16 protein-coding genes are annotated in these 20,547 nt (G+C 72.4%); 9 read left to right on the forward strand and 7 right to left on the reverse strand.

Annotated elements, in window-relative coordinates; all coding sequences use genetic code 11:
- Positions 1-57: 57 nt before the first annotated feature.
- Positions 58-660, reverse strand: coding sequence for a GNAT family N-acetyltransferase (locus ACFV1J_RS28765; RefSeq protein WP_385862841.1), 603 nt, complete (start codon positions 658-660; stop codon positions 58-60).
- A gap of 372 nt (positions 661-1,032) precedes the next feature.
- Between ACFV1J_RS28765 and ACFV1J_RS28770 the strand changes: the two genes are divergently transcribed.
- Together ACFV1J_RS28770 and ACFV1J_RS28775 are read left to right on the forward strand one after the other, a co-directional pair.
- Positions 1,033-1,809: an SDR family NAD(P)-dependent oxidoreductase gene (locus ACFV1J_RS28770; RefSeq protein ID WP_385862927.1), complete on the forward strand. Its 777-nt coding sequence runs from the start codon at positions 1,033-1,035 to the stop codon at positions 1,807-1,809.
- A gap of 989 nt (positions 1,810-2,798) precedes the next feature.
- Positions 2,799-3,158, forward strand: a complete 360-nt coding sequence (locus tag ACFV1J_RS28775) for a MerR family transcriptional regulator (RefSeq protein ID WP_385862843.1) — start codon at positions 2,799-2,801, stop codon at positions 3,156-3,158.
- A 294-nt stretch (positions 3,159-3,452) separates the two neighbouring features.
- On the opposite strand, the gene ACFV1J_RS28780 is transcribed toward ACFV1J_RS28775, so the two are convergent.
- Entirely contained in the window at positions 3,453-4,562 is a 1,110-nt protein-coding gene (locus tag ACFV1J_RS28780) for an Rv2578c family radical SAM protein (protein ID WP_385862845.1), read from the reverse strand.
- Between the two features lie 173 nt (positions 4,563-4,735).
- Between ACFV1J_RS28780 and ACFV1J_RS28785 the strand changes: the two genes are divergently transcribed.
- The 3 genes from ACFV1J_RS28785 (at position 4,736) to ACFV1J_RS28795 (ending at position 9,361) form a co-directional block, all read left to right on the forward strand.
- The gene (locus ACFV1J_RS28785; protein WP_385862847.1) at positions 4,736-5,179 is read left to right on the forward strand and encodes an SRPBCC family protein; all 444 of its coding nucleotides are present in this window, start codon (positions 4,736-4,738) and stop codon (positions 5,177-5,179) included.
- A gap of 543 nt (positions 5,180-5,722) precedes the next feature.
- Positions 5,723-8,293 (forward strand): DHA2 family efflux MFS transporter permease subunit, encoded by a 2,571-nt coding sequence (locus ACFV1J_RS28790; RefSeq protein WP_385862849.1) that lies wholly within the window; start codon positions 5,723-5,725, stop codon positions 8,291-8,293.
- A gap of 177 nt (positions 8,294-8,470) precedes the next feature.
- Positions 8,471-9,361 carry a hypothetical protein gene (locus tag ACFV1J_RS28795; RefSeq protein ID WP_385862850.1) on the forward strand — a complete coding sequence of 297 codons (891 nt, stop codon included), beginning with the start codon at positions 8,471-8,473 and terminating at the stop codon, positions 9,359-9,361.
- 66 nt (positions 9,362-9,427) lie between these two features.
- Here the strand turns inward: ACFV1J_RS28795 and ACFV1J_RS28800 are convergent, their stop codons facing one another.
- Together ACFV1J_RS28800 and ACFV1J_RS28805 are read right to left on the reverse strand one after the other, a co-directional pair.
- On the reverse strand, positions 9,428-10,318 hold the full coding sequence (locus ACFV1J_RS28800) for a serine hydrolase (protein WP_385862853.1): 891 nt from the start codon (positions 10,316-10,318) through the stop codon (positions 9,428-9,430).
- 389 nt (positions 10,319-10,707) lie between these two features.
- On the reverse strand, positions 10,708-11,589 hold the full coding sequence (locus ACFV1J_RS28805) for a helix-turn-helix domain-containing protein (RefSeq protein ID WP_385862855.1): 882 nt from the start codon (positions 11,587-11,589) through the stop codon (positions 10,708-10,710).
- A 349-nt stretch (positions 11,590-11,938) separates the two neighbouring features.
- Here ACFV1J_RS28805 and ACFV1J_RS28810 point away from each other — a divergent pair, with 349 nt between their 5' ends.
- The 4 genes from ACFV1J_RS28810 to ACFV1J_RS28825 all read left to right on the forward strand — a co-directional run bounded on the left by ACFV1J_RS28810 (position 11,939) and on the right by ACFV1J_RS28825 (position 18,194).
- The gene (locus ACFV1J_RS28810; RefSeq protein WP_385862928.1) at positions 11,939-12,772 is read left to right on the forward strand and encodes a M55 family metallopeptidase; all 834 of its coding nucleotides are present in this window, start codon (positions 11,939-11,941) and stop codon (positions 12,770-12,772) included.
- The gene (locus ACFV1J_RS28815; protein WP_385862858.1) at positions 12,765-14,126 is read left to right on the forward strand and encodes a M20/M25/M40 family metallo-hydrolase; all 1,362 of its coding nucleotides are present in this window, start codon (positions 12,765-12,767) and stop codon (positions 14,124-14,126) included. The genes ACFV1J_RS28810 and ACFV1J_RS28815 overlap by 8 nt, the downstream gene beginning before the upstream one ends.
- A gap of 44 nt (positions 14,127-14,170) precedes the next feature.
- Positions 14,171-16,201, forward strand: coding sequence for a S9 family peptidase (locus ACFV1J_RS28820; protein ID WP_385862859.1), 2,031 nt, complete (start codon positions 14,171-14,173; stop codon positions 16,199-16,201).
- Positions 16,202-16,319: 118 nt separating this feature from the next.
- Positions 16,320-18,194 carry a CocE/NonD family hydrolase gene (locus ACFV1J_RS28825; protein ID WP_385862861.1) on the forward strand — a complete coding sequence of 625 codons (1,875 nt, stop codon included), beginning with the start codon at positions 16,320-16,322 and terminating at the stop codon, positions 18,192-18,194.
- A 119-nt stretch (positions 18,195-18,313) separates the two neighbouring features.
- On the opposite strand, the gene ACFV1J_RS28830 is transcribed toward ACFV1J_RS28825, so the two are convergent.
- The 3 genes from ACFV1J_RS28830 to ACFV1J_RS28840 all read right to left on the reverse strand — a co-directional run bounded on the left by ACFV1J_RS28830 (position 18,314) and on the right by ACFV1J_RS28840 (position 20,527).
- Positions 18,314-18,508 carry a ferredoxin gene (locus ACFV1J_RS28830; protein WP_385862863.1) on the reverse strand — a complete coding sequence of 65 codons (195 nt, stop codon included), beginning with the start codon at positions 18,506-18,508 and terminating at the stop codon, positions 18,314-18,316.
- 35 nt (positions 18,509-18,543) lie between these two features.
- Positions 18,544-19,731, reverse strand: a complete 1,188-nt coding sequence (locus ACFV1J_RS28835; protein ID WP_385862865.1) for a cytochrome P450 — start codon at positions 19,729-19,731, stop codon at positions 18,544-18,546.
- Positions 19,732-19,927: 196 nt separating this feature from the next.
- Positions 19,928-20,527 carry a TetR/AcrR family transcriptional regulator gene (locus tag ACFV1J_RS28840; RefSeq protein WP_385862867.1) on the reverse strand — a complete coding sequence of 200 codons (600 nt, stop codon included), beginning with the start codon at positions 20,525-20,527 and terminating at the stop codon, positions 19,928-19,930.
- Positions 20,528-20,547: the final 20 nt, after the last annotated feature.

A 20,547-nucleotide genomic window follows, 5' to 3' on the forward strand; every position in this document is an offset into this window, starting at 1 on the left:
ATCAGGTGGTGAGCGATCAGGTGGAGGAAGGGGTCGGAGGAAGGGGTCGGCGAGAAGTCATCGGGCGCCCCGCGTACATGGGACGTCCCACGTCGGATCCTGGGGAGGCGGGGACTCCGGGGAATCCGGACACGGGTACAGCGGACGCCAGTAGCGCAGCTCGGGAACGTTGCTGCCGCCCACCTTGTACGTCTCCTCCGCCCCGTCCGGTACGAATCCGGCGCGCTCGTAGAACCGCTCGGCACGGGTGTTGCCGCGTACCACCCACAAATACAGCGCCCGGTATCCGCTCTGCCGTGCCAGGTCCGTGACCGCGTCCATCAGGGCCCGCCCGACGCCGGTGCCGATCCGCTCGGGCGCGACGTACAGCGCGAACAGCTCGCCCGCGGTCGGGCGCGGGGCGGGCAACTCCTCGGCGCCCGGGGCCACATCGGGATCCCGGGCCGGGCCGACCGAGGCCCAGCCGACCACCTCGCCGGCCGACTCCGCGACCAGGTCGACCACCTCCGGCGACCGCCGCCCGAACCACGTCCGCCGCCGCTCGGCGTCCGCCGCCACGCTCATCCCGTCCAGATGGGCCTGCGGCATCAGCCCGCGGTACGCCGTCTGCCAGCCGCGCACCCGGACCGCCGAGACCGCCTCGATATCGGCCTCGCCCATCTCCCGTATCCGCAGCGTTCCGCCAGGCCTCCTGCCCCTGTCCCTACCCCTAACCGTGTCCATGACGGAGAGGGTAGGGGCCCGGTCAAGGGCGCTTCTGCCGCCGTGCGCTTGACCTTGCCCCTGGGGTCAGGGTTCAAGACTCCCCGCATGGCACACAGCACCCACACCACAGACACCACGCACACCAGCCACGCCACAGAAGCCACGCACACTAGCCACGCCACAGAGGCCACAAACGCCAGGCACACCACAGACACCAGGCGAACCGCAGACGTCACCGGCACCGGGCATACCCCGAAGGCGCAGCAGCCCGGGACGAACACCTCCGGAACCGACCCGCACCGCGCGGACACCCCACCCCCCAGGGTGGTGGTCATCACCGGCGCCGGTACGGGGATCGGGCGGGCCGCCGCCCGGGCCTTCGCGGCGGAGGGGGCGCGGGTGCTGGCGGTGGGGCGCCGGGCCGAGCCGCTGGCGGAGACGGCGGCGGGCGCCGAGGGGCACGGCGACGGGCATGGGGACAGGGACGGGCACGGGGACGCGGACGGGGAGATCGTCCCGTACGTCGCCGACATCACCGCGGACGACGCCCCCGCGGCCATCGTCCGCCATGCGGTCGAGACGTACGGCCGGCTGGACGTACTGGTCAACAACGCCGCCATAGTGGGCAGCGGGGCGCTCGGCAGCTTCACCAAGGAGCGGATGGGCCCACAGCTGGCGACGAACCTCATCGCGCCCGTACTGCTGACACAGGAAGCGGTGCCCCATCTGGAGCGGACCGGTGGGGTGGTGGTCAACATCAGCACGTCGGTCGGCCAGCGCGGCTGGCCCGGCAACGCGGTCTACGCCGCGACCAAGACGGGGCTCGAACTGCTCACCCGCAGCTGGGCGGTGGAGCTCGCACCACGCGGGGTGCGGGTGGTGGCGGTCGCCCCCGGCGCGATCGAGACGCCGATCGCGCTCCACCAGGGCCTGTCCGAGGAGCAGCGGGCGGCGCACCGTGCGTGGCAGATCGCCCACACCCCGATGGGCCGGATCGGCCGCCCCGAGGAGGTGGCCTGGGCCATCACCCACCTGGCCGCCCCGTCCGCCTCCTTCGTCACGGGCGTGATCCTCCCGGTCGACGGCGGAGCAGTGATCGGCTGACCTCCCACCTTGTCCCCTCCTTGCGCTGGACCCCGCCTCTACGGGCCCGGCCCCTACCTCCTGGCGTCGGGCCCCGCCTCCTGGGGTCGGGCTGTCGCCCCTTCTGCGGGCCCAGTCGCTGTCTTTACGGGGCCGGCTGCTGTCTCCCGGGGCCCGGCTGCCGCCACTGCGCCTGATGGGGCCTGAGGGCGTCTGGCTACGCGTGATTGCGTCTGGCCGTGCCTCTGCCGCTGGCTGCGCGTGCCCGGCCCCTCTCAGTCCCTGGTTGCGAGGGCCCGGGCCCTGTACCTGATGGTGCCTGCCCGTGCCTGTGTTTCTGGCTGCGCCCACCTGCCTGTGCTTCTGTACCTGGCTGGGCCTCCTTCGTTCACCTCACCGGCGAAGGGCGCCCGCTTCGACCCCGTCCCTGAAGACGTCGGCCGGGCTGGGGCGTTCCCTCGAAGCCATCACTCCCGCCCTTCCTCGCGTCACCCCCACACCCGCCCCGAAGACCAAACCTCGTCGCATGCGTCCCGTAGCCCCGAGCCTCGTTCGTCCGCCCCACGTAGCCTGAGCCTCGTCACCCGTTCCGCGAGGCCTCGAGCCTCGTCACCCGCCCACGCAGCCCCGAACCTCGTCACTACACCCGCCCACCCCCCGAAGGGGGGTGGGCGGCGGGGAAAAAAGAGGTGCGCGGCAAAATGCGAGTCGCCAGACCAGCACCAGCATGCGAGTCGCCAGAGCAGCACCAGCATGCGAGTCGCCAGAGCGGCACCAACGCCGACGGCGGAACCCGCGAGCCTCACTGAGGGAGTTGCCACCGGCACCAGGGTGGAGCCTCCACCAGCACCAACGAGGGCGGGGCCACCAGCACCATTGGCGGAGCCTCCGTAAGCACCGAGGATGGAGCCGCCAGCAGTGCCGACGGCGGGAGTTCCGGTGTCAAGTGTCGGGGCGGGAATCGCACGCGGGGCCGGGCGCGGGGCGGTAGTAGAGGGAGGGAACAGCGCGTGCGGATCGGGGAGTTGGCTGAGGTGACGGGGGCGACGCCGCGGGCGTTGCGGAACTACGAGCGGGAGGGATTGATCAGCTCCGTCCGGGAGGCGAACAGCTATCGGGTCTATGACGCCCGCGCGGTCGTACGGGTGCGCAATATCCGCCACTTGCTCGCGGCCGGGCTCACCCTCGCCGACGTCCGCTGCTTCACCTCCTGCCTGGACGGCGATATGGCCACCGCCCCTCCGTCCGCCGAGGGGCTGCGGATCGCCCGTGAGCGGCTCGCCGTCATCGACGAGCGGATCGCCGCCCAGACCGAGGCCCGCAACCGCCTGGCGCGGGCCCTGGAGGCCGTCCCGGCCACCCCGGCGTGAGTGGCCGTCCGGCCGGTGCACGAAGAACGGCAGACCGACTGACCCGACCCGACCCGCGGGAGGCGGCACACCGACTGGTCCGACCGACCCACGGGAGGCCGCAGACCGACTGGTCCGACCCGACCCGCGGGAGGCCGCAGACCGACTGGTTCGCCCCGACCCACGGGAGGCGGCACACCGGCGGCTGGTTCGGCGCACGGGAGGCCGCCAGCCGTTGGTCCAGAAGTCGTTGGTCCAGATGTCGTTGCTTCGGTTGCCGTTGCTTCAGGTGCCGTTGGTTCAGAGCCCGCTGGTTCAGATGAGGGTCAGCTGGGTCGGCCCCGGGGGCGGGGGTGTGGGCGTGGCAGCAGGCGTAGGCATTGGCGTAGGCGAAGGCATATGCGTAGGCGTGGCGGTGGGGTCGGCTGTGGGGGTGGGGTTCTCGGCGGGGTCGCCGGACGGGGGACGGATGCGGCGGGCCTCGCCCGAGCGGGCGGGGCCGATGCCGTATTCGGCGGCGAGTTCGTGGACCTGGCGGGTGATACGGCGCTGGTACCACGTGGGGGCGTAGGCGCCGTCCGCGTACATCGTCGCGTAGCGCCGTACGAGATGCGGGTGGTGGTGGCCCAGCCAGGACAGGAACCACTCGCGGGCGCCGGGGCGCAGGTGCAGCACCAGCGGTGTGACGGAGCCCGCGCCGGCCTCCGCGATGGCGCGGACCGTGGCGCGCAGTTGCTCCGGCGCGTCGCCGAGGAACGGGATGACCGGTGCCATGAGCACGCCGCACGGAATGCCGTGCGCGGTGAGGGTGCGCACCACGTCCAGCCGGCGTTCGGGGGCGGGCGTACCGGGCTCGACCGTGCGCCACAGCTCGTGGTCCAGGAAGCCGACGGAGACCGAGATGCCGACGTCGGTGATCTCGGCGGCCTGCCGCAGCAGTTCCAGGTCGCGCAGGATGAGCGTGCCCTTGGTGAGGATCGAGAACGGGTTGGCGTGATCACGCAGGGCCGTGAGGATGCCGGGCATGAGGCGGTAGCGGCCCTCCGCGCGCTGGTAGCAGTCGACGTTGGTGCCCATCGCGATGTGGTCCCCGCGCCAGCGGCGCCCGGCCAGTTCGCGGCGCAGTAGTTCCGGGGCGTTGACCTTCACCACGATCTGGGTGTCGAAGCCGAGGCCGGTGTCCAGGTCCAGATAGCTGTGGGTCTTGCGGGCGAAGCAGTAGACGCAGGCGTGGCTGCAACCTCGGTAGGGGTTGACCGTCCATTCGAACGGCATCCGGGAGGCGCCCGGGACGCGGTTGACGAGGGAACGGGCGCGCACCTCGTGGAACGTGATCCCGCGGAATTCGGGGGTGTCGAACGTCCGGCTGACCACGTCCGCACCGAACAGTGCGGCCGGGCCGTCGCCCAGGTTGTCCCAGCGCATCGGGCCTCCTTCTGCATGCTGCATGCCGTCGAGCCCCCGGGACCATAATAGAACACGTGTTCCCTTCTTGTCTGTCGCGGCGGGCCCGGGCGGATTTTGGGCGCGCCCCCCAGTGGTGGTTGGCTTTGCGGCGCATCGCAGGACCGGCAGCCGACTACTGGAGGAAGACACACATGGGTCAGGTCGAGGCCATCACGCAGCGCGAGATCGCGGCGGACCCGGAGGACGTGTTCGACGCGCTCGCCGACTACAGCGGCACGCGCCAGCAGCTGCTGCCCGAGCACTTCACGGAGTACGAGGTCCGCGAGGGCGGCGACGGCAAGGGCACCCTCGTCCACTGGAAGCTCCAGGCCACGAGCAAGCGGGTGCGCGACTGCCTGCTGGAGATCGACGAGCCCACCGACGGCCAGCTCGTCGAGAAGGACCGCAACTCCTCCATGGTCACCACCTGGGTCGTCACGCCGGCCGGCGAGAAGCGCACCAGGGTCGTCGTCACGACCACCTGGCAGGGCGCGAGCGGTATCGGCGGCTTCTTCGAGCGGACCTTCGCCCCCAAGGGCCTCGGCCGGATCTACGACGCCATCCTCGCCAACCTCGCGGCGCGCATGGAGAAGTGACCGTACGTCGGACGTAGGACGTCCCCTGTGGACATCCCCCTGCGGACGTCCCCTTGCGTCCCCTCGTACGTCCCTGTGCGCCAGCACGCCTTGTGCATCGTGCATGCATTCTGAGTCGTGCATGCCTTCTGCGTTGTGCGCTTTATGCCGCGTCATGCGCGTCGCGAAGGTCATGCACGGCATGCACGGCATGCACGGCATGTGTTCCCCGTGCTTCAGGTGCTTCAGGTGCTTCAGGTGCTTCAGGTGTTCCATGTGCTCCGTGCGTTCCATGTGCTTCACGCGCTGAGTGTGGGCGTCACATGCGTCACCCTGAGTGCGTTCCGTCACGCTCACCGGTTCGGGTGGTTTCCGCCGTGCGGAGGTGTCCGGTCCGCCGGACCGGTTCCGTGCGGAAAGCCCTGATGGGGGCCCAAGGAGCCTGATCGGCAAGGTACTTGGCGTCCGTTCGGGCCCCGCTCGACCCCTTTCGTCGCGCTTGAACGCTGTTGTCGCCCAATGCGAGAAATTGGGCGACAACAGGCGTGACGAGGGGAGCAGCACGTGGGCGGGACCACCCTGAGCGACCCGGCCGGGCGTACCGGCCCACCGGCACCCGGCGCGGCCACCGCCCCGGCCGGCGGGGACCGGCCCGGCGTACCGTATGGGACCGCACCGGTGCCGTTCGGTCCCCGCCGGGTCCGTCTGGTCTTGGCCGGACTGCTGCTGGCCCTGTTCCTTGCGGCCCTCGACCAGACCGTCGTCGCCACCGCACTCCCGAGGATCGCCGGCGAGTTGCACGGGCTGGGCGCGATGTCCTGGGTAGTGACGTCCTACCTCCTCGCCTCCGCCATCGGCCTGCCCGTGTACGGCACACTCGGCGACCTCTTCGGCCGCAAACCGGTCATTCTCTTCGCGGTCCTGGTCTTCACCGCGGGCTCGGCACTGGCCGGCTGGTCGCACACCATGGACGAACTGGTCGCCTTCCGGGCCCTCCAGGGTTTCGGCGGCGGCGGTGTGATGATCGGCGTCCAGGCCGTCATCACCGACGTCCTACCACCCCGGGGCCGCGGCCGCTCGACGGGACTGATCGGCGCCGCCTACGGACTCGCCTCCGCGGCCGGACCGCTGATCGGCGGCTTCTGCACCGATCACGCCTCCTGGCGCTGGTGCTTCTCCCTCAACGTCCCTCTCGGTGCGCTGATCCTGCTCATCCTCGCCTTCGCACTGAAGCTGCCCCGGCCGCCCGCCCGGCCCAGGCTCGACCACGCCGGCGCCCTGCTGCTCGTCGCGTTCTCCAGCTGCCTGGTTCTGCTGACCAGTTGGGGCGGTACGGAATACGCCTGGAACTCGCGGGTCATCCTTGCTCTGGGCGCCGGGGCACTCGGCAGCGGGTTGCTCTTCCTCGCCGTCGAGCACTTCGCCGCCGCACCGCTCGTCCCGCTGCGGCTGTTCCGCGAGGCGATCTTCAGCCTCACCGGCCTGGTCGGGGCCGTCGTCGGCATCGCCCTCTTCGGCGCCGCCAGCTATCTGCCGACCTTCCTGCAGAGGGTCGACGGCGCCTCGGCCACCGCGTCCGGACTGCTGATGCTGCCGCTGACGGGCGGCGTCGCGCTCGCCTTCGCCGTCTCCGGCCGGCTCATCGGCCGCACCGGCCACTACCGGGTTTTCCCCGTCCTGGGCTGTGCGGTGGCCGCCGGGGGGATGTGGCTGCTGTCGCGGACGGTGCCGGGCACCACCCGGGAGAGCTACAGCCTCTGGACGGGCCTCCTGGGCCTGGGCATCGGCCTCGTGCTGCCGGTGCTGCTGCTCGCGGTACGGAACTCCGTACGCGCCCGTGACCTCTCCACCGCGCCCCGCGTCACCCACCCCCTCCGGCAGCTCGGCGGCAGCGTCGGCGTGGCCCTCTGCGGTGCCCTCTTCGCCGACCGGCTGGCCCGCCAGTTAGGAGACCGACTGCCGGGACGGCCTTCCGCCCCGGAGGCGATCACCCCGCAGCTGGTCCGCGTGCTGCCCGCCTCCCTGCGCGGCGGCCACGTCGCCGCTTTCCTCCACACCATGCCGAGGGTCTTCTTCTTCCTCGTGCCGGTGCTCGCCCTGGGCTTTCTGCTCGCCTTCTTCCTGAAAGAGAAACCACTGGTGTCCCACGCCTCTCACGCCCCGCAGACCTCCCCGACCCCGGACCGGCCCACCGCGTACGGCGAGCCGACCGAACCGGCGGGACCCGCCGGATCTTCCGGACCTGCCGAGCCGACCGGAGCGGCCGGACCGGCCGCGGTGCCGCAGGCCCGTTCCGCCGTCGACCCGGAAGCCCTCAACCCGACTGTCCCGATGCCCGGTTACCGGCGTGGCCACGGTTTCTCCGGGGGCGGGCACCCCGGCATCCCGGTGTGCGGGGCGGTACGGCACCACGACGGCTCGATCGTGCCGCGCGCCGCACTCACCCTCATCGACATCACCGGGCGGCAGATCGGCCGCGGCGCCTCCGGCGAGGACGGGCGGTACGCGCTGAGCACCCCCGGCGCCGGCTCCTACGTGCTGATCGCGGCCGCCGGCGGCCACCAGCCGCAGGCCGTGACCGTGACCGTCGGCGAACGGCCGGTCGAGCTGGACGTGGTCCTCGGTGGTGCCGGACGGCTGGCCGGCACCGTCACCACCGCCGACGGCACCCCCGTACGCGACGCCATGGTCACCCTCACCGACGTGCGCGGCGAGGTCGTCGCGACCACCCGCAGCGGACGTGAAGGCGCTTACGTCATCGGGGAGTTGGTGGCCGGCGAGTACACCCTCGCCTCCAGCGCGCCGGCGTACCGGCCGGCCGCGCTGCCGGTCACCGTCCAGGCGTCGCGCGAGACCCGCCAGGACATCGAACTCGCCGGCGGTGCGGTGCTGCGCGGGACCGTACGGGCCGGTGGCGGACGGCCGGTCGAGGACGCCCGGGTCACCCTGCTGGACGTCGCGGGCAATGTCGTCGACACCGCCGTCACCGGGCCCGACGGGCTGTTCCGCTTCGTGGACCTCGCGGCCGGCGAGTACACCGTGGTCGCCGCCGGATACCCGCCGGTTGCCACCGTCCTCCAGGTGGCCGGCGGCGGCCGTACCGAACGCGACCTCCAGCTCGGCCACGAGGACTGACCACGCGGTCAAGGGCCGGCCGGTGTCAAGCACCGGCGTCAAGGACCGGTGTCCGAGCGCCCGTTGTGCGGCTATACCACCCGTTCGGCCTCTTCGCCAATGCTGCCCACCGCATCATCCCGCGGCCGTACCGTGGTGGCGGTGGTGCACGATCGTGGTACGAAGGAGCAACCGCCCATGGAGCCTGGCCCGTCGGACGGCAGCGGCAGGTCCGGTACGGCAGCCCGGGTGGCCGAGCCACCCCACGCGCTGCCGGAACGGATTCCGCTTGCGGTCGTGGTGGTGGCCGCGGACGGCCGGATCTCCCACTGGAGCAGCGGTGCCCACCGGCTCTTCGGGCCCGGCCCTGCGGAGGCGGTGGGCGCCCCCGCGCTCGACCTGATGCCGGTGACCGGCGCGCTCGGCGACAGCGGTGCGGAGGGGTGCGACGGGCGGGACGGCCTGCACGCCTCGTGGGGAGGTCGGACGTCCTACCCCATCACGGGCCGGGCCCGGATGGCGACCGGCGGGGCGAGACCCGTGGACCTGCTGTGGTGGGCGTATCCGCTCGCCGAGAGCGGTCCCGACTCCGGTCCCGGCTCGGGTCCTGAATCCGAGCCCGGCTCTGGTCCCGGCTCGGACTCCGGTCCCGGCTCCGCCCCCGACTCCGGTCCTGGCTCCGGCCCTGACTCCGCTCCCGGCCCTGGTGGCACTCTCGTCCTCGCCGCGGATGCCGCCCTGTTGCCCGACGGTCCGTACGGGCCGGGCTCCGCAGGTGAACCCTGGGTGCCCCGCTTCGCCCGGCAGACCGACGTCGACTTCGCCGATGCCGACCTCCCTGACGCCGAGGCCTCCGACACCACCGAGGCCTCCGACACCACTGAAGCCCCCGGCACCACCGAAGCCTGCGGCACCGAAGCCTGCGGCACCGAAGCCCCCGGCGCCGACGAACTGGCCGGCCGGCTCCGTGAGTTCCTGCCGGACCTGAGTCCCGGCCTGAGCGCCCGGATCGTCGCGCAGGTCCTGGAGCTGGGCTGTCCGGTGCTGGAGATCAGCCGCCGGGAAGGCTCGCCCGTCGACCTCGCCTAGGCACTCACAGGGGTGGACGCATGGGCAGACGCATGGGCAGACGCCGTAGTACGCGCCGGTGGCGGCTCAGCGCTGCAGGTCGCGGTGGATGACGCGGGCGGCGCCCTCGACCGTGTGGACTCCGTAGTCCATGGTCGCGTTGCCGGTGGAGAGGACGGCCATGCCGTAGTCGTGGCCGTGGCCGGTGAACGTGCCGACGCTGTTGATCCGCCAGCCGCCGGTGTCCCGCGGCAGCCAGCCGTTCTTGACGTGGACGGTCGCGGTGGCCGGGGCGCCGGCCGGTACGCCCCAGCGCTGGTCGGGTGCGACCCGGTGCATCAGGTCGAGTGCGTAGCCGCGGGAGGCCGGGCCGAGCACCGCCCCGTCCGTGGTGAGCAGCTGCATCAGGGTGAGCTGGTCGGCGGCGGTGACCTGGGTGAGGCCCCAGGTCGCGCCATGGCCCGGCACGGTGTCCCGCATCCCGGCCAGGTCCAGGAAGCGCTGGACGCCGGCCGGGCCGATCTGGCGCCACAGGGCGTTGGTCGCCTTGTTGTCCGACTTGGTGATCATGGCGGTGGTCAGCTTGACCTCGTGCGGGGTCAGCTTCCGGTGTGCCTCCTCGGCCTGCCGGAGCAGAGCCCCGAGGACGGTGACCTTCACCACACTCGCCGAGTCGAAGTGGGTGCCGGCCTTCAAGGTGCAGCGGGTGCCGGTGCGGCGGTCGTAGACGGCCAGCGCCGAGGCGCTCTGCCGGCCGTGCAGGGCGGCGGCGATGTCGTGGGAGAGGGCCGGGGCCAGGCCCGGCTTCTTGGAGGTGCAGACGACCTTGGCGCCGGCCACCGGGGTGCTGGCGGTGCCGGCCGCGGCCGGGGTCGCCGAGGTGAGCACCGTGAGCAGTGATCCGGCGGCCACGAGCGCGGCCAGCCCGCGGCGCGTGCCGGTGGCGAGGCGTCGTGCGTGGGGGCGTGATCCGTGCATGGGGTGGTTCCTGTCCCGCTGTATCGGGGCCCCGCCGGTGGCGGTCGGTCTCGGGTGACCGGGGGGCGTCGGGCCGGCGCGGCCGCGCGCGGCGGCCTGCGTGCCCTTCATGGGTCACGGTGACGATACGGGGCAGGTCAGAGGGCACCCCGACGGTTTGGGGTGATATGTCCAAATGTGAAGAGCGTGACTCGGGTGTGAGATTCGCCAAATAGGGACGGACGGGGCGGACTGGACGAGGGGAGGCGTGCGACGAGCGGGGCGTCCAGGCACTGCGCCCAGCAGGAAGAAGCCTCAGCGGAGTGCCCCTACGGAATGCCCTTACGGAATGCCCCTACGGGGGTGCCCCTGCGGGAGTGCCCCTACAGGAGTGCTCCTACGGAGCCCCCCTAGGGCCGCGGTACCGGTCGCCGGAGCCGGCTGGGGTGTGGGCGGCGGGACGCGGCGGCCCGCCGCCGGTGGGTGCCCGCCATCAGCCGGCGGCCGCGCAGGGCCAGCTCGATCTCGAAGCGGGCCCGCGGGTCGCGCAGCCGGGCGCCGAAGAGCTTCTCCAGCTGGCGCATCCGGTACCGCACGGTCTGCGGATGGATGCTGAGGGCCTTGGCCACCTCCGGCGCGCCCATCCCGCCCAGCCAGGCCAGCAGCGTCGCCTCCAGGCGCGCGCACCGCTCCGGTGACAGGCCCACGAGCGGCCTGAGCCGGCGGGCGATGAGGGTGCGGGTGAGCGATTCGTCCTGGAGGAGCAGCAGGCTGGAGAGGTGGTCGTCGACGAACGCCACGCCCGCGGCGGGGCCGTCGCACCGGGCGGCCAGCTCCAGCAGGCGGGAGGCGGCGCGCACCGAGGCGGCGGCGTCCTGCGGCGGCACCGCATGGCCGACCGCGGCGGCGCGGTGGCGCAGGACGCCCTTCAGCCGGGCCCGTCCCTCCTCGCCCTCGGCGAGCGCGCCGGGGATGAGCAGGCCCGGCTCCTCGTCCGGAAGGCTGACCAGACAGTCGCCGAGCGCCGCGGCGACGAGGTGCAGGTCGGTGCCGGTCGCCAGCCGGACCGCCCGCACGGTGGCCGGCAGCGGCCGGGCGGCCCGCAGGACGTCCGCGATCAGCCGGGTGACCTGCGCCCGGTCGTTCCGCTCCAGGAATTCCTCGAAGCCTGGATTGCGCTCGCAAAGGGATCGGATGGCCAGTTCGGCGAGGGTGGCCAGCTGCTCGTCGCCCTCGTAGGCCTGCGGGTCGCCGAGCTGCGCTAACGGGGTGGTATTGGGTGCTGTGCTCATGATTCTGCCTCTGTCTCCTCATGTGGGAGGCCGGTTCGGGACGTTCTATCCCACCGGGCAGGGGGTGTCGGCGGCTGACAGAAGTCCGTCGGAACTCCATCGGAATTCTGGCGGATGCCCTTCCGCTTTGCGACAGAAACTGTGTGGAATACGGTGCCACACGAGCGTCCCCGCGTCACTCGCGCTTTCTCCCGCAGCAAGAGGGTGTTGCGGCCAACTCGGCGGTCCAGGAGGGTGCCGGACGAGGCGTCATGCGCCACCGGGCGCGTTCGAGGCCTCGAAACCGTTGTGAACGAGTGATGTCCAAAATCCTGCATACCGCCCGCTGCCTGCGATAGGACTGGTGACCGTGAAGATCCTGATCTCCGCCGACATGGAGGGCGCCACCGGTGTGACCTGGCCGGCCGATGTGCTGCCGGGCAAGCCGCAGTGGGAACGCTGCCGCCACCTGTTCACCTCCGACGTCAACGCGGCGATCGCCGGATTCTTCGACGGCGGCGCCGACGAGGTGCTCGTCAACGAGGCCCACTGGTCGATGCGCAACCTCCTGCTGGAGAAGCTGGACGAACGGGCCCAGATGCTCACCGGCCGGCACAAGTCGCTCAGCATGGTCGAGGGCGTGCAGCACGGCGACGTCGACGGCATCGCCTTCGTCGGCTACCACACCGGCGCGGGCACCGAGGGCGTCCTCGCCCACACCTACCTCGCCAACACCCTCACCGGCGTCTGGGTCGACGGCACCCGCGCCAGCGAGGGCTACCTCAACTCCCTCGTCGTCGCCGAGTACGGCGTGCCCGTCGTCCTGGTCACCGGCGACGACCGGACCTGCCAGGACGCCCGGGGATACGCCCCGCAGGCGCCCGCCGTGGCCGTCAAGGACTACGTCTCGCGCTATGCCGCGGTCTGCCGGCCACCGGCCCGTACGGCCGCCGACATCCGGGCCGCGGCCGCCAAGGCCGTGCCGCTGGCGGTCCGTCATGAACCCGCCTGCCGGGGGCCGTTCCACGTCGAGTTGGAGTTCGACGCGGAGCATCTGGTGGGTGCCGCGACCTGTGTGCCCGGCGTGGAGCGCAGCGCGGAGCGCCGGGTCGCCTATACCAGTCAGAACATGTACGAAGCCATCCGGTGCTTCAAGGCGGTCACCACCGTCGTGTCGTCCGCCGTGGAGGAAGAATATGGCTGAGAAAGTCGCACAAGAGGGCGCCGCGGGCCACCGCGCCGGGGTGGACCGGCAGGCGCTGGACGAGGTGGTGCGGTTCACCTCCGACCTGATCCGCATCGACACCTCCAACGCCGGCGACGGCACGTGCCGGGAGCGCCCCGCCGCCGAATACGTCGCCGAGCAACTGGCCGACGCCGGCATCGAACCCACAATGCTGGAGCGCACCCGGGGCCGCACCAACGTCGTCGCCCGCATCGAGGGCACCGACCCCGCGGCCGACGCGCTGCTGGTCCACGGCCATCTCGACGTGGTCCCCGCCGAACCCGCCGACTGGACCGTGCACCCGTTCTCCGGCGAGGTCATCGACGACGTGGTCTGGGGCCGCGGCGCCATCGACATGAAGAACATGGACGCGATGGTGCTCGCCGCCGTTCGGCACTGGGCGCGCACCGGCGTCCGGCCGCGCCGCGACATCGTGCTGGCCTTCACCGCCGACGAGGAGGCCAGCGCCGAGGACGGCTCGGGCTTCCTCGCCGACCGGCACGCCGGGCTGTTCGCCGGCTGCACCGAAGGCATCAGCGAATCCGGGGCGTTCACCTTCCACGCGGGCGGCGGGATGCAGCTGTACCCCATCGCGGCGGGGGAGCGGGGCACCGCCTGGCTCAGGCTGACCGCCCGGGGCCGGGCCGGGCACGGCTCGAAGGTCAACCACGACAACGCGGTCAGCCGGCTGGCCGCCGCGGTGGCCCGGATCGGCGAGCACGAATGGCCGGTCCGGCTCACCCCGACCGTACGGGCCGCACTGCGCGAACTGGTCGCCCTGCACGGCCTGGACATCGACGTCGACGCGCCGGACTGCGATGTCGACGCGCTCCTCGGCAAGCTCGGCCCGTCCGCCAAGCTCGTCGAACCGACCGTCCGCAACAGCGCCAACCCCACCATGCTGTCCGCCGGTTACAAGGTCAATGTGATCCCCGGCTCCGCCGTGGCCCATATCGACGGCCGGGTCGTCCCCGGTGGCGAGGCGGAATTCCGCACCACCATGGACGAGCTGACCGGCCCCGAGGTGGACTGGGAGTACCACCACCGCGAGGTCGCCCTGCAGGCCCCGGTGGACGCGCCGACGTACACCGCGATGCGGGCCGCCATCGAGCGCTTCGACCCGGACGGCCGGGTCGTCCCGTACTGCATGTCCGGTGGCACGGACGCCAAGCAGTTCTCCCGGCTGGGCATCACCGGTTACGGTTTCTCGCCGCTGAAGCTCCCCGAGGGCTTCGACTACCAGGCGCTCTTCCACGGCGTGGACGAGCGCGTTCCGGTCGGGGGACTGCACTTCGGTGTCCGGGTCCTCGACCACTTCCTGCGCGCGGCCTGACCGGCCCGCGCCCCGCCCGACCGGTGGAGGAGAGGATCCGCACCATGGTGACCACGGCCCCTTACGGCACCTGGACGTCCCCGGTGGACGCCCGGACGGTTGCCGCGCACGACGGCCGGCCGGCCTTCGTCGGCATGGTCGGCGACGAGGTGTGGTGGACCGCACCGCGCCCCGCCGAGGGCGGCCGCCGCGCGCTGGTGCGCCGGCGGCCGGACGGCACCGAGGAGTCGGTGCTGCCCGCGCCGTGGAACGTCCGCAGCCGGGTGCTGGAGTACGGCGGCCTGCCCTGGGCCGGTACGGTCACCGAGCGCGGACCGCTGATCGTCTTCTGCCACTTCGCCGACCAGCGGCTGTACGCCTACGAACCGGACAGCGGCCGGGAGCCCCGCCCGCTCACCCCGCTCTCCGGTGTCGGCGAGGGCCTGCGCTGGGTGGACCCGGTGCTGCGCCCGGAGCTGGGCGAGGTGTGGTGCGTCCTGGAGGAGTTCACCGGCGAGCGGCCGACGGACGTGCGACGGCTGATCGCGGCCGTTCCGCTCGACGGCTCGGCGGCCGGACAGCGGGAATCCGTACGGGAGTTGAGCGACGACCGGCACCGGTTCGTGACCGGCCCGCGGATCTCGCCGGACGGCAGCAGGGCGGCCTGGCTCGCCTGGGACCACCCCCAGATGCCCTGGGACGGCACGCTGGTGATGCTCGCCGAGGTCACCGGCAAGGGCGAGTTCACCGGCATCCGCCCGCTGGCCGGCGACCTCGGTCCGACCGCACCGGGCGGCGGCGCGACCGGCGAGTCGGTGGCGCAGGTCGAATGGGACGCCGACGGTTCGCTGCTGTGCGTCTCGGACAGCGGCGGCTGGTGGGAGCTGACGCGCATCGAGCCCGGCGGCGGCGAGGACGGCGCGGAGGTGGCGCGCCGCCGCCTGTGCCCCGGCCGGGAGGAGGAGTTCGGCGGCCCGCTCTGGAACGTCGGCGAGCGCTGGTTCCTGCCGCTGGAGAACGGCACCCTCGCGGTGCTGCACGGCCGCGGCGGCATGACGCTGGGCATCCTCGACCCGGTCGGCGGCGACCTCGTCGACGCCGCCGGCCCCTGGACGGAGTGGGCGCCCACGCTCGCCGCGCACGGCAGCCGGGTCGTCGGCATCGCGGCCGGCCCGGACCGCTCGTACGAGGTCGTGGAGCTGGACACCTGCACCGGACGCGCCCGGGCCATCGCCTGCCGGCACACCGACGTGGTGGACCCCGCCTGCTACCCGCGGCCGCGGCACCGCACCTTCACCGGCCCCGACGGACGGGACGTGCACGCCCACATCCACCCGCCGCACCACCCGGAACACACCGCCCCCGAGGGCGAGTTGCCGCCGTACGTGATCTGGGCGCACGGCGGCCCAACCAGTCGCGCGCCGATGGTGCTCGACCTGGAGATCGCCTACTTCACCTCACGGGGAATCGGCGTCGCCCAGGTCAACTACGGCGGCTCGACCGGCTACGGCCGCGCCTACCGCGAGCGGCTGCGCGGCCGGTGGGGCGTGGTGGACGTCGAGGACTGCGCGGCGGTCGCCCGGGCGCTGGCCGAGGAGGGCACCGCCGATCCCGCCCGGCTCGCCATCCGCGGCGGCAGTGCCGGCGGCTGGACCACCGCCGCCTCGCTGACCTCCACCGACCTCTACGCCTGCGGCAGCATCAGCTATCCCGTCCTGGACCTGACCGGCTGGGCCGACGGCGGGACCCATGACTTCGAGTCCCGGTACCTGGAGTCGCTGGTGGGCCCGCTCGCCGAGGTCCCCGAGCGCTACCACGAGCGCTCCCCGCTGCACCGCGCGGACCGGATCAGCGCGCCGTTCCTGCTGCTCCAGGGGCTGGACGACGTGATCTGCCCGCCGGCGCAGTGTGAGCGCTTCCTCGCCGCGGTGGCCGGCCGCGGCGTACCGCACGCCTACCTGGCCTTCCCCGGCGAGGGCCACGGCTTCCGCCGCGCGGAGACCCTGGTGCGCGCCCTGGAGGCCGAACTCGCCCTCTACGCCCGGACCTTCGGGTTCGCGCGCGGCGACGTCCCGCCGCTGGAGCTCCGCGACTGACCGGCGCCGACGTCCGTCGTACGCCCAACTCGGCGGCGTGCGGCGGACGGTGGTGAACTGACGTCCCTACCGGACAACCCTGTCAGAAGCGTTGACAGGCCATTACTCGCCGCACACCATGAACGCGCCATTACCGACTGGTTGGTACGTCGCGTCCCCGTGGGAGGTCCTGGTGCCCAGCGAGTCCCGAGTCGTCTCCCGCCCGCTGCTCCGCACGTCCCTCGCCCTGCTGGCCGGCACCGCCCTCGCCGCGCCCCTCGCCCTGACCGGCCCCGCCGCGGCGGCCGGTCCGTACACCGTCACCGCGCTGAAGGTCACCGTCCGGGCCGGTGACCGCAGCTGCACCCTCGACACCGACGTCTACCGCCCGTCCGGCGTGACCGCCGCCCACCCGGCGCCCGCCGTGCTGACCACCAACGGCTTCGGCGGCAGCAAGGCGGACGGTTCCACCGACGCCCTCGCCAAGGCGTTCGCCGCCCGCGGCTATGTGGCGCTGGCCTATTCCGGCCTCGGCTTCGGCCGGACCGGCTGCCCGATCTCGCTGGACGACCCCCGGATCGACGGCCGGGCGGCGAGCCAACTCGTCGACCTGCTGGCCGGATCGCGGACCGCCGACAACGGCACCCGCCTCGACTACGTCGCCAAGGACGGCCGGGGCGATCCCCGGGTCGGCATGATCGGCGGGTCGTACGGCGGCGCGATCCAGCTGGCGACGGCCGCGGTCGACCACCGCGTGGACGCCCTGGTCCCGCTGATCACCTGGCACGACCTGTCCTACTCCCTCGACCCCAACAACGCCGACCGCACACAGGGCGTCGGCGGACCGGTGCCCGGCGCCTACAAGTGGCAGTGGACCAACGGGTTCTTCCTGATCGGTGAGGCGCAGGGACTGCTGCACCCGAACATCGACCCGTCCCGGACCGGCGGCGCGGGCTGTCTGCACTTCGTCGCGCGGGCCTGCCGGACCAAGCGGCTGCTGGACTCCGGGAAGTACCCGGCCGCCCGCACCGAGGCCATGCTCCGCTATGCGCGCAGCGTCTCCCCGGTGTCGTACCTGACGTCCGTCACGGCACCCACGCTGCTGATCCAGGGCCAGGCCGACACCCTGTTCAACCTCAACGAGGCCGCCGCCACCTACCGGGCGCTCACCGCCCAGGGCACCCCGGCGAAGATGATCTGGCAGTACTGGGGCCACAGCGACGGCATCAAGAACCCGCCCGCGGGCGAACTCAGCCTGGCCAAGGGCAACTTGGGCACCAGCTACGTCGGGCGCCGGATCCTCGCCTGGTTCGACCGCTATCTCCGCCAGCGCACGCGGACCGGCACCGGGCCGGCCTTCGCGTACTACCGGGACTGGATGACCGGCCGGAACACCTACGCCACCGCCGCCACCTACCCGGCGGGCGGCAGCCGGCGGCTGTATCTGTCCGGTGACGGCACGCTCGTCGACCACCGGTCCGAGGTGGTGCGCGGCAGCCGCGCGTACCGCAATCTGCGGAGCGCCACCAGTCATTCGGAGAGTTCGCTGGCGGGGATGCTCGGGCTGCCCGACCCGGCGCCGTTCGACGCCCGCGGCACGCATCTGGACTGGACGTCCGCACCGGTCGCGGGCCGTCCGGTGGACGTGGTGGGCGCGCCCCGGGTGACCCTGAAGGTGAGCTCGCCCCGGACCGAGCAGGTGCAGAACTCCGCGGACGCGGCCGACAGGCTCGTGCTCTTCGCGAAGCTCTACGACGTGGCGCCGGACGGCAGGAAGACGTTGGTGCACCGGTTGGTGGCCCCGGCCCGGGTGCCCGATGCGACCCGGCGGTTCACCGTGGAACTGCCGGGCATCGTGCACCGTTACGAGCCGGGGCACCGACTGCGCTTCACCCTCGCCGCGAGCGACTCCGCCTATGCGGGCAATCGCGGGGTGAAGCCGGTGACGGTCAGCAGCGCGCCCGAGGACACCGGGGTCCTCGAACTGCCGGTCACCCAAGGGGAGTTGCGGTAGCGGATGAGGTGGATGCCGTCGGAAGCAAGAATCGGGCGGTACGGTGCGGGCGCGCCGCGGGTGCCGGAGGCCGTCCGGTCGCCGCGCGCGTCAGCCGCACCCTCCGCGAGGGTGTCGGTTCAGTCGTCCGTGATCGTGATGGCCTGTACGGGGCAGGCCCGGGCGGCCTCCCGCACCAGCGGGTCGCCGGCGCCGTCCTCGAGGCCGGAGCGCACCAGGCCGAAGCCCTCGTCGTCCTGGTCGAACACCGCGGGGGCGGTCAGGGCGCACTGGCCGGCGCCGATACAGACGTCTGAGTCGATGGTGATCCGCATGCCGGACCCCTTTCGTTCGTCCGCCGTCATGGCCGCTACCAGGCCAGCGGCAGTTCGATCATGCCTTGGAGAGTGTCTCCCGGTTTGAACGGAATCTCGGCAGCCGGTACGGCGAGTCGCAGATCCGGGATCCGGGTGAACAGCGAACGGAGCGCGATCTCCAGCTCCGCCCGGGCGAGGTTCTGGCCCAGGCACTGGTGGATGCCGAAGCCGAACGCGACGTGGTGCCGGGCGGACCGCCCGAAGTCCAGCCGGTCGGGCGAGGGGTAGGTCTCCTCGTCCCGGTTGATCAGGGACGTCGGGAACAGCACACCGTCGTCGGTGCGGATCAGCCGACCGCCGACCTCGATGTCCCCCTTCGCCACCCGCAGCATGCCGTCGGCGATGGACAGGAACCGCAGCAGCTCCTCCACCGCGGCCGGCATCAGGCCCTCCTCGGCCTTCAACCGCGCGAGCTGTTCCGGGTGTTCGAGCAGGGTGAAGACGCCGAGCGAGATCATGTTGGCGGTGGTCTCGTGGCCGGCCACCAGCAGGATCATGGCGAGCCCCACCAGCTCGTCGTGCTCCAGGTCGCCGGTCCGCAGCCGGTCCTCGATCAGCTCGTCGAGCAGTCCGTCGCCCGGGTGCTTCTCCTTGTCGGCGATCAGCCCGGTGAAGTACTCCTCCAGCTCGGTCCGGGCGTCCTCCGACTCCGCGGACGAGCGGCCGCGCAGGAGGCGGCGGGACTGCTCCTCGAAGAACTCGTGGTCGGTGTAGGGGACGCCGAGCAGCGAGCAGATCACCATCGAGGGGACCGGCAGCGCGAACGCGGAGACCAGCTCGGCGGGCGGGCCCTGTGCCAGTATCCGGTCGATCAGTTCGTCGACGATCCGTTGGATCTCCGGCCGCAGCGCGGCGGTCCGCTTGACGCTGAAGCTGGGGATCAGCATCCGGCGCTGGGTGTTGTGCTCCGGGTCGTCCACCCCGATCAGCGGGGCGCGGCTCCGGCGGATCGCCGCGAAGCGCTCGACGGGGATCGGGAAGGCCGGGTTCTGCCGGTCGGACGACAGCCGCGGGTCGCTCAGCAGTGCCCGTGCCTCGGCGTGGCCGGTCACCGCCCATACCTTGCGGCCGTCGTAGAAGGTCACCTGCGTCAGCGGGCCGGCCTCCCGGAGCGGTCGGTAGGCGCTGGGTGGATGGTACGGACAGGTGCGGTCCTGGAAGTAGGAAATGGCTTCGGACACGAAACGCCTCCCGTGACGAGCGGGGTTCGAGCGGACCCGAACCACTCGTGTGTGAGATGTCAACGCACAAGCGCGCCGTATTCGCCGCGCTGATCCCCACCTCATGCCGCGGGCACATGGCACGTCTACGCATAGTTCGGCCAACTTGGTTCAAGTTCGGTCGAATTCGGTCGCAGGCACCTCCTCTCGTCCGTCGTCACAGCGGACGCACGAGCATGTCGATCACGCCGTCCAGATAGCGCTCGCGCGCGGCCCCGTCCGGCAGGCTCCGCGGGACCGCGTGCGCCAGCTGGGTGTGGCCGAGGTAGGCGGTGTACGCCAGCAGTCCGCGCCGGTGCGCCTCCTCCTCGGGGAAGCCCAGCTCCGCGAAGAGCGCGGCGACGTAGCCGATCCGCCGTTCGGTGACCCGGGCCAGTGCGGCCGCCACCCGGGGCTGCGCGGCGGTCGCGAGCAGGGAGACCTCCAGGGGGTCCTCGGCGGCCCGGTGCGTGGCGTGCAGCAGCAGCCGGCGCAGCCGCTTGCCGGGGTCCGGCTCGGCCTCGACCTCGGTGATCACGGCCTCCGTGCCGAGCTGCTCCCAGCGTTCCAGGGCGGCCTCGATCAGTGCGTCCCGGTTGGTGAAGTGCCAGTAGAAGCTGCCCTTGGTCGTGCCGAGCCGGGCGGCCAGCGGCTCCACGGCCACCGCCGCGAGACCGCCCTCGCCGATGGCCGCGAGAGCCGCATCGGCCCAGTCCTGCGCGGTCAGCCGCTGCCGGGGGACGCCGCCGGATTCCTTCGTCCGCTGCTGTCGTGGCATGTCCATACGGTACCGTACGG

Origin of the sequence: Streptomyces sp. NPDC059649 (genome assembly GCF_042734445.1) — a bacterium.
Classification (GTDB): Bacteria; Actinomycetota; Actinomycetes; order Streptomycetales; family Streptomycetaceae; genus Streptomyces.

Excerpts from the sequence above, each read along its gene's own strand:
- ACFV1J_RS28765 (WP_385862841.1), bottom strand. The coding sequence starts at position 660 with ATGGGCGAGGCCGATATCGAGGCGGTCTCGGCGGTCCGGGTGCGCGGC.
- ACFV1J_RS28780 (WP_385862845.1), bottom strand. The coding sequence starts at position 4,562 with ATGCGCTGGGACAACCTGGGCGACGGCCCGGCCGCACTGTTCGGTGCG.
- ACFV1J_RS28785 (WP_385862847.1), top strand. The coding sequence starts at position 4,736 with ATGGGTCAGGTCGAGGCCATCACGCAGCGCGAGATCGCGGCGGACCCG.
- ACFV1J_RS28795 (WP_385862850.1), top strand. The coding sequence starts at position 8,471 with ATGGAGCCTGGCCCGTCGGACGGCAGCGGCAGGTCCGGTACGGCAGCC.
- ACFV1J_RS28800 (WP_385862853.1), bottom strand. The coding sequence starts at position 10,318 with ATGCACGGATCACGCCCCCACGCACGACGCCTCGCCACCGGCACGCGC.
- ACFV1J_RS28805 (WP_385862855.1), bottom strand. The coding sequence starts at position 11,589 with ATGAGCACAGCACCCAATACCACCCCGTTAGCGCAGCTCGGCGACCCG.
- ACFV1J_RS28815 (WP_385862858.1), top strand. The coding sequence starts at position 12,765 with ATGGCTGAGAAAGTCGCACAAGAGGGCGCCGCGGGCCACCGCGCCGGG.
- ACFV1J_RS28820 (WP_385862859.1), top strand. The coding sequence starts at position 14,171 with ATGGTGACCACGGCCCCTTACGGCACCTGGACGTCCCCGGTGGACGCC.
- ACFV1J_RS28825 (WP_385862861.1), top strand. The coding sequence starts at position 16,320 with ATGAACGCGCCATTACCGACTGGTTGGTACGTCGCGTCCCCGTGGGAG.
- ACFV1J_RS28830 (WP_385862863.1), bottom strand. The coding sequence starts at position 18,508 with ATGCGGATCACCATCGACTCAGACGTCTGTATCGGCGCCGGCCAGTGC.
- ACFV1J_RS28840 (WP_385862867.1), bottom strand. The coding sequence starts at position 20,527 with ATGCCACGACAGCAGCGGACGAAGGAATCCGGCGGCGTCCCCCGGCAG.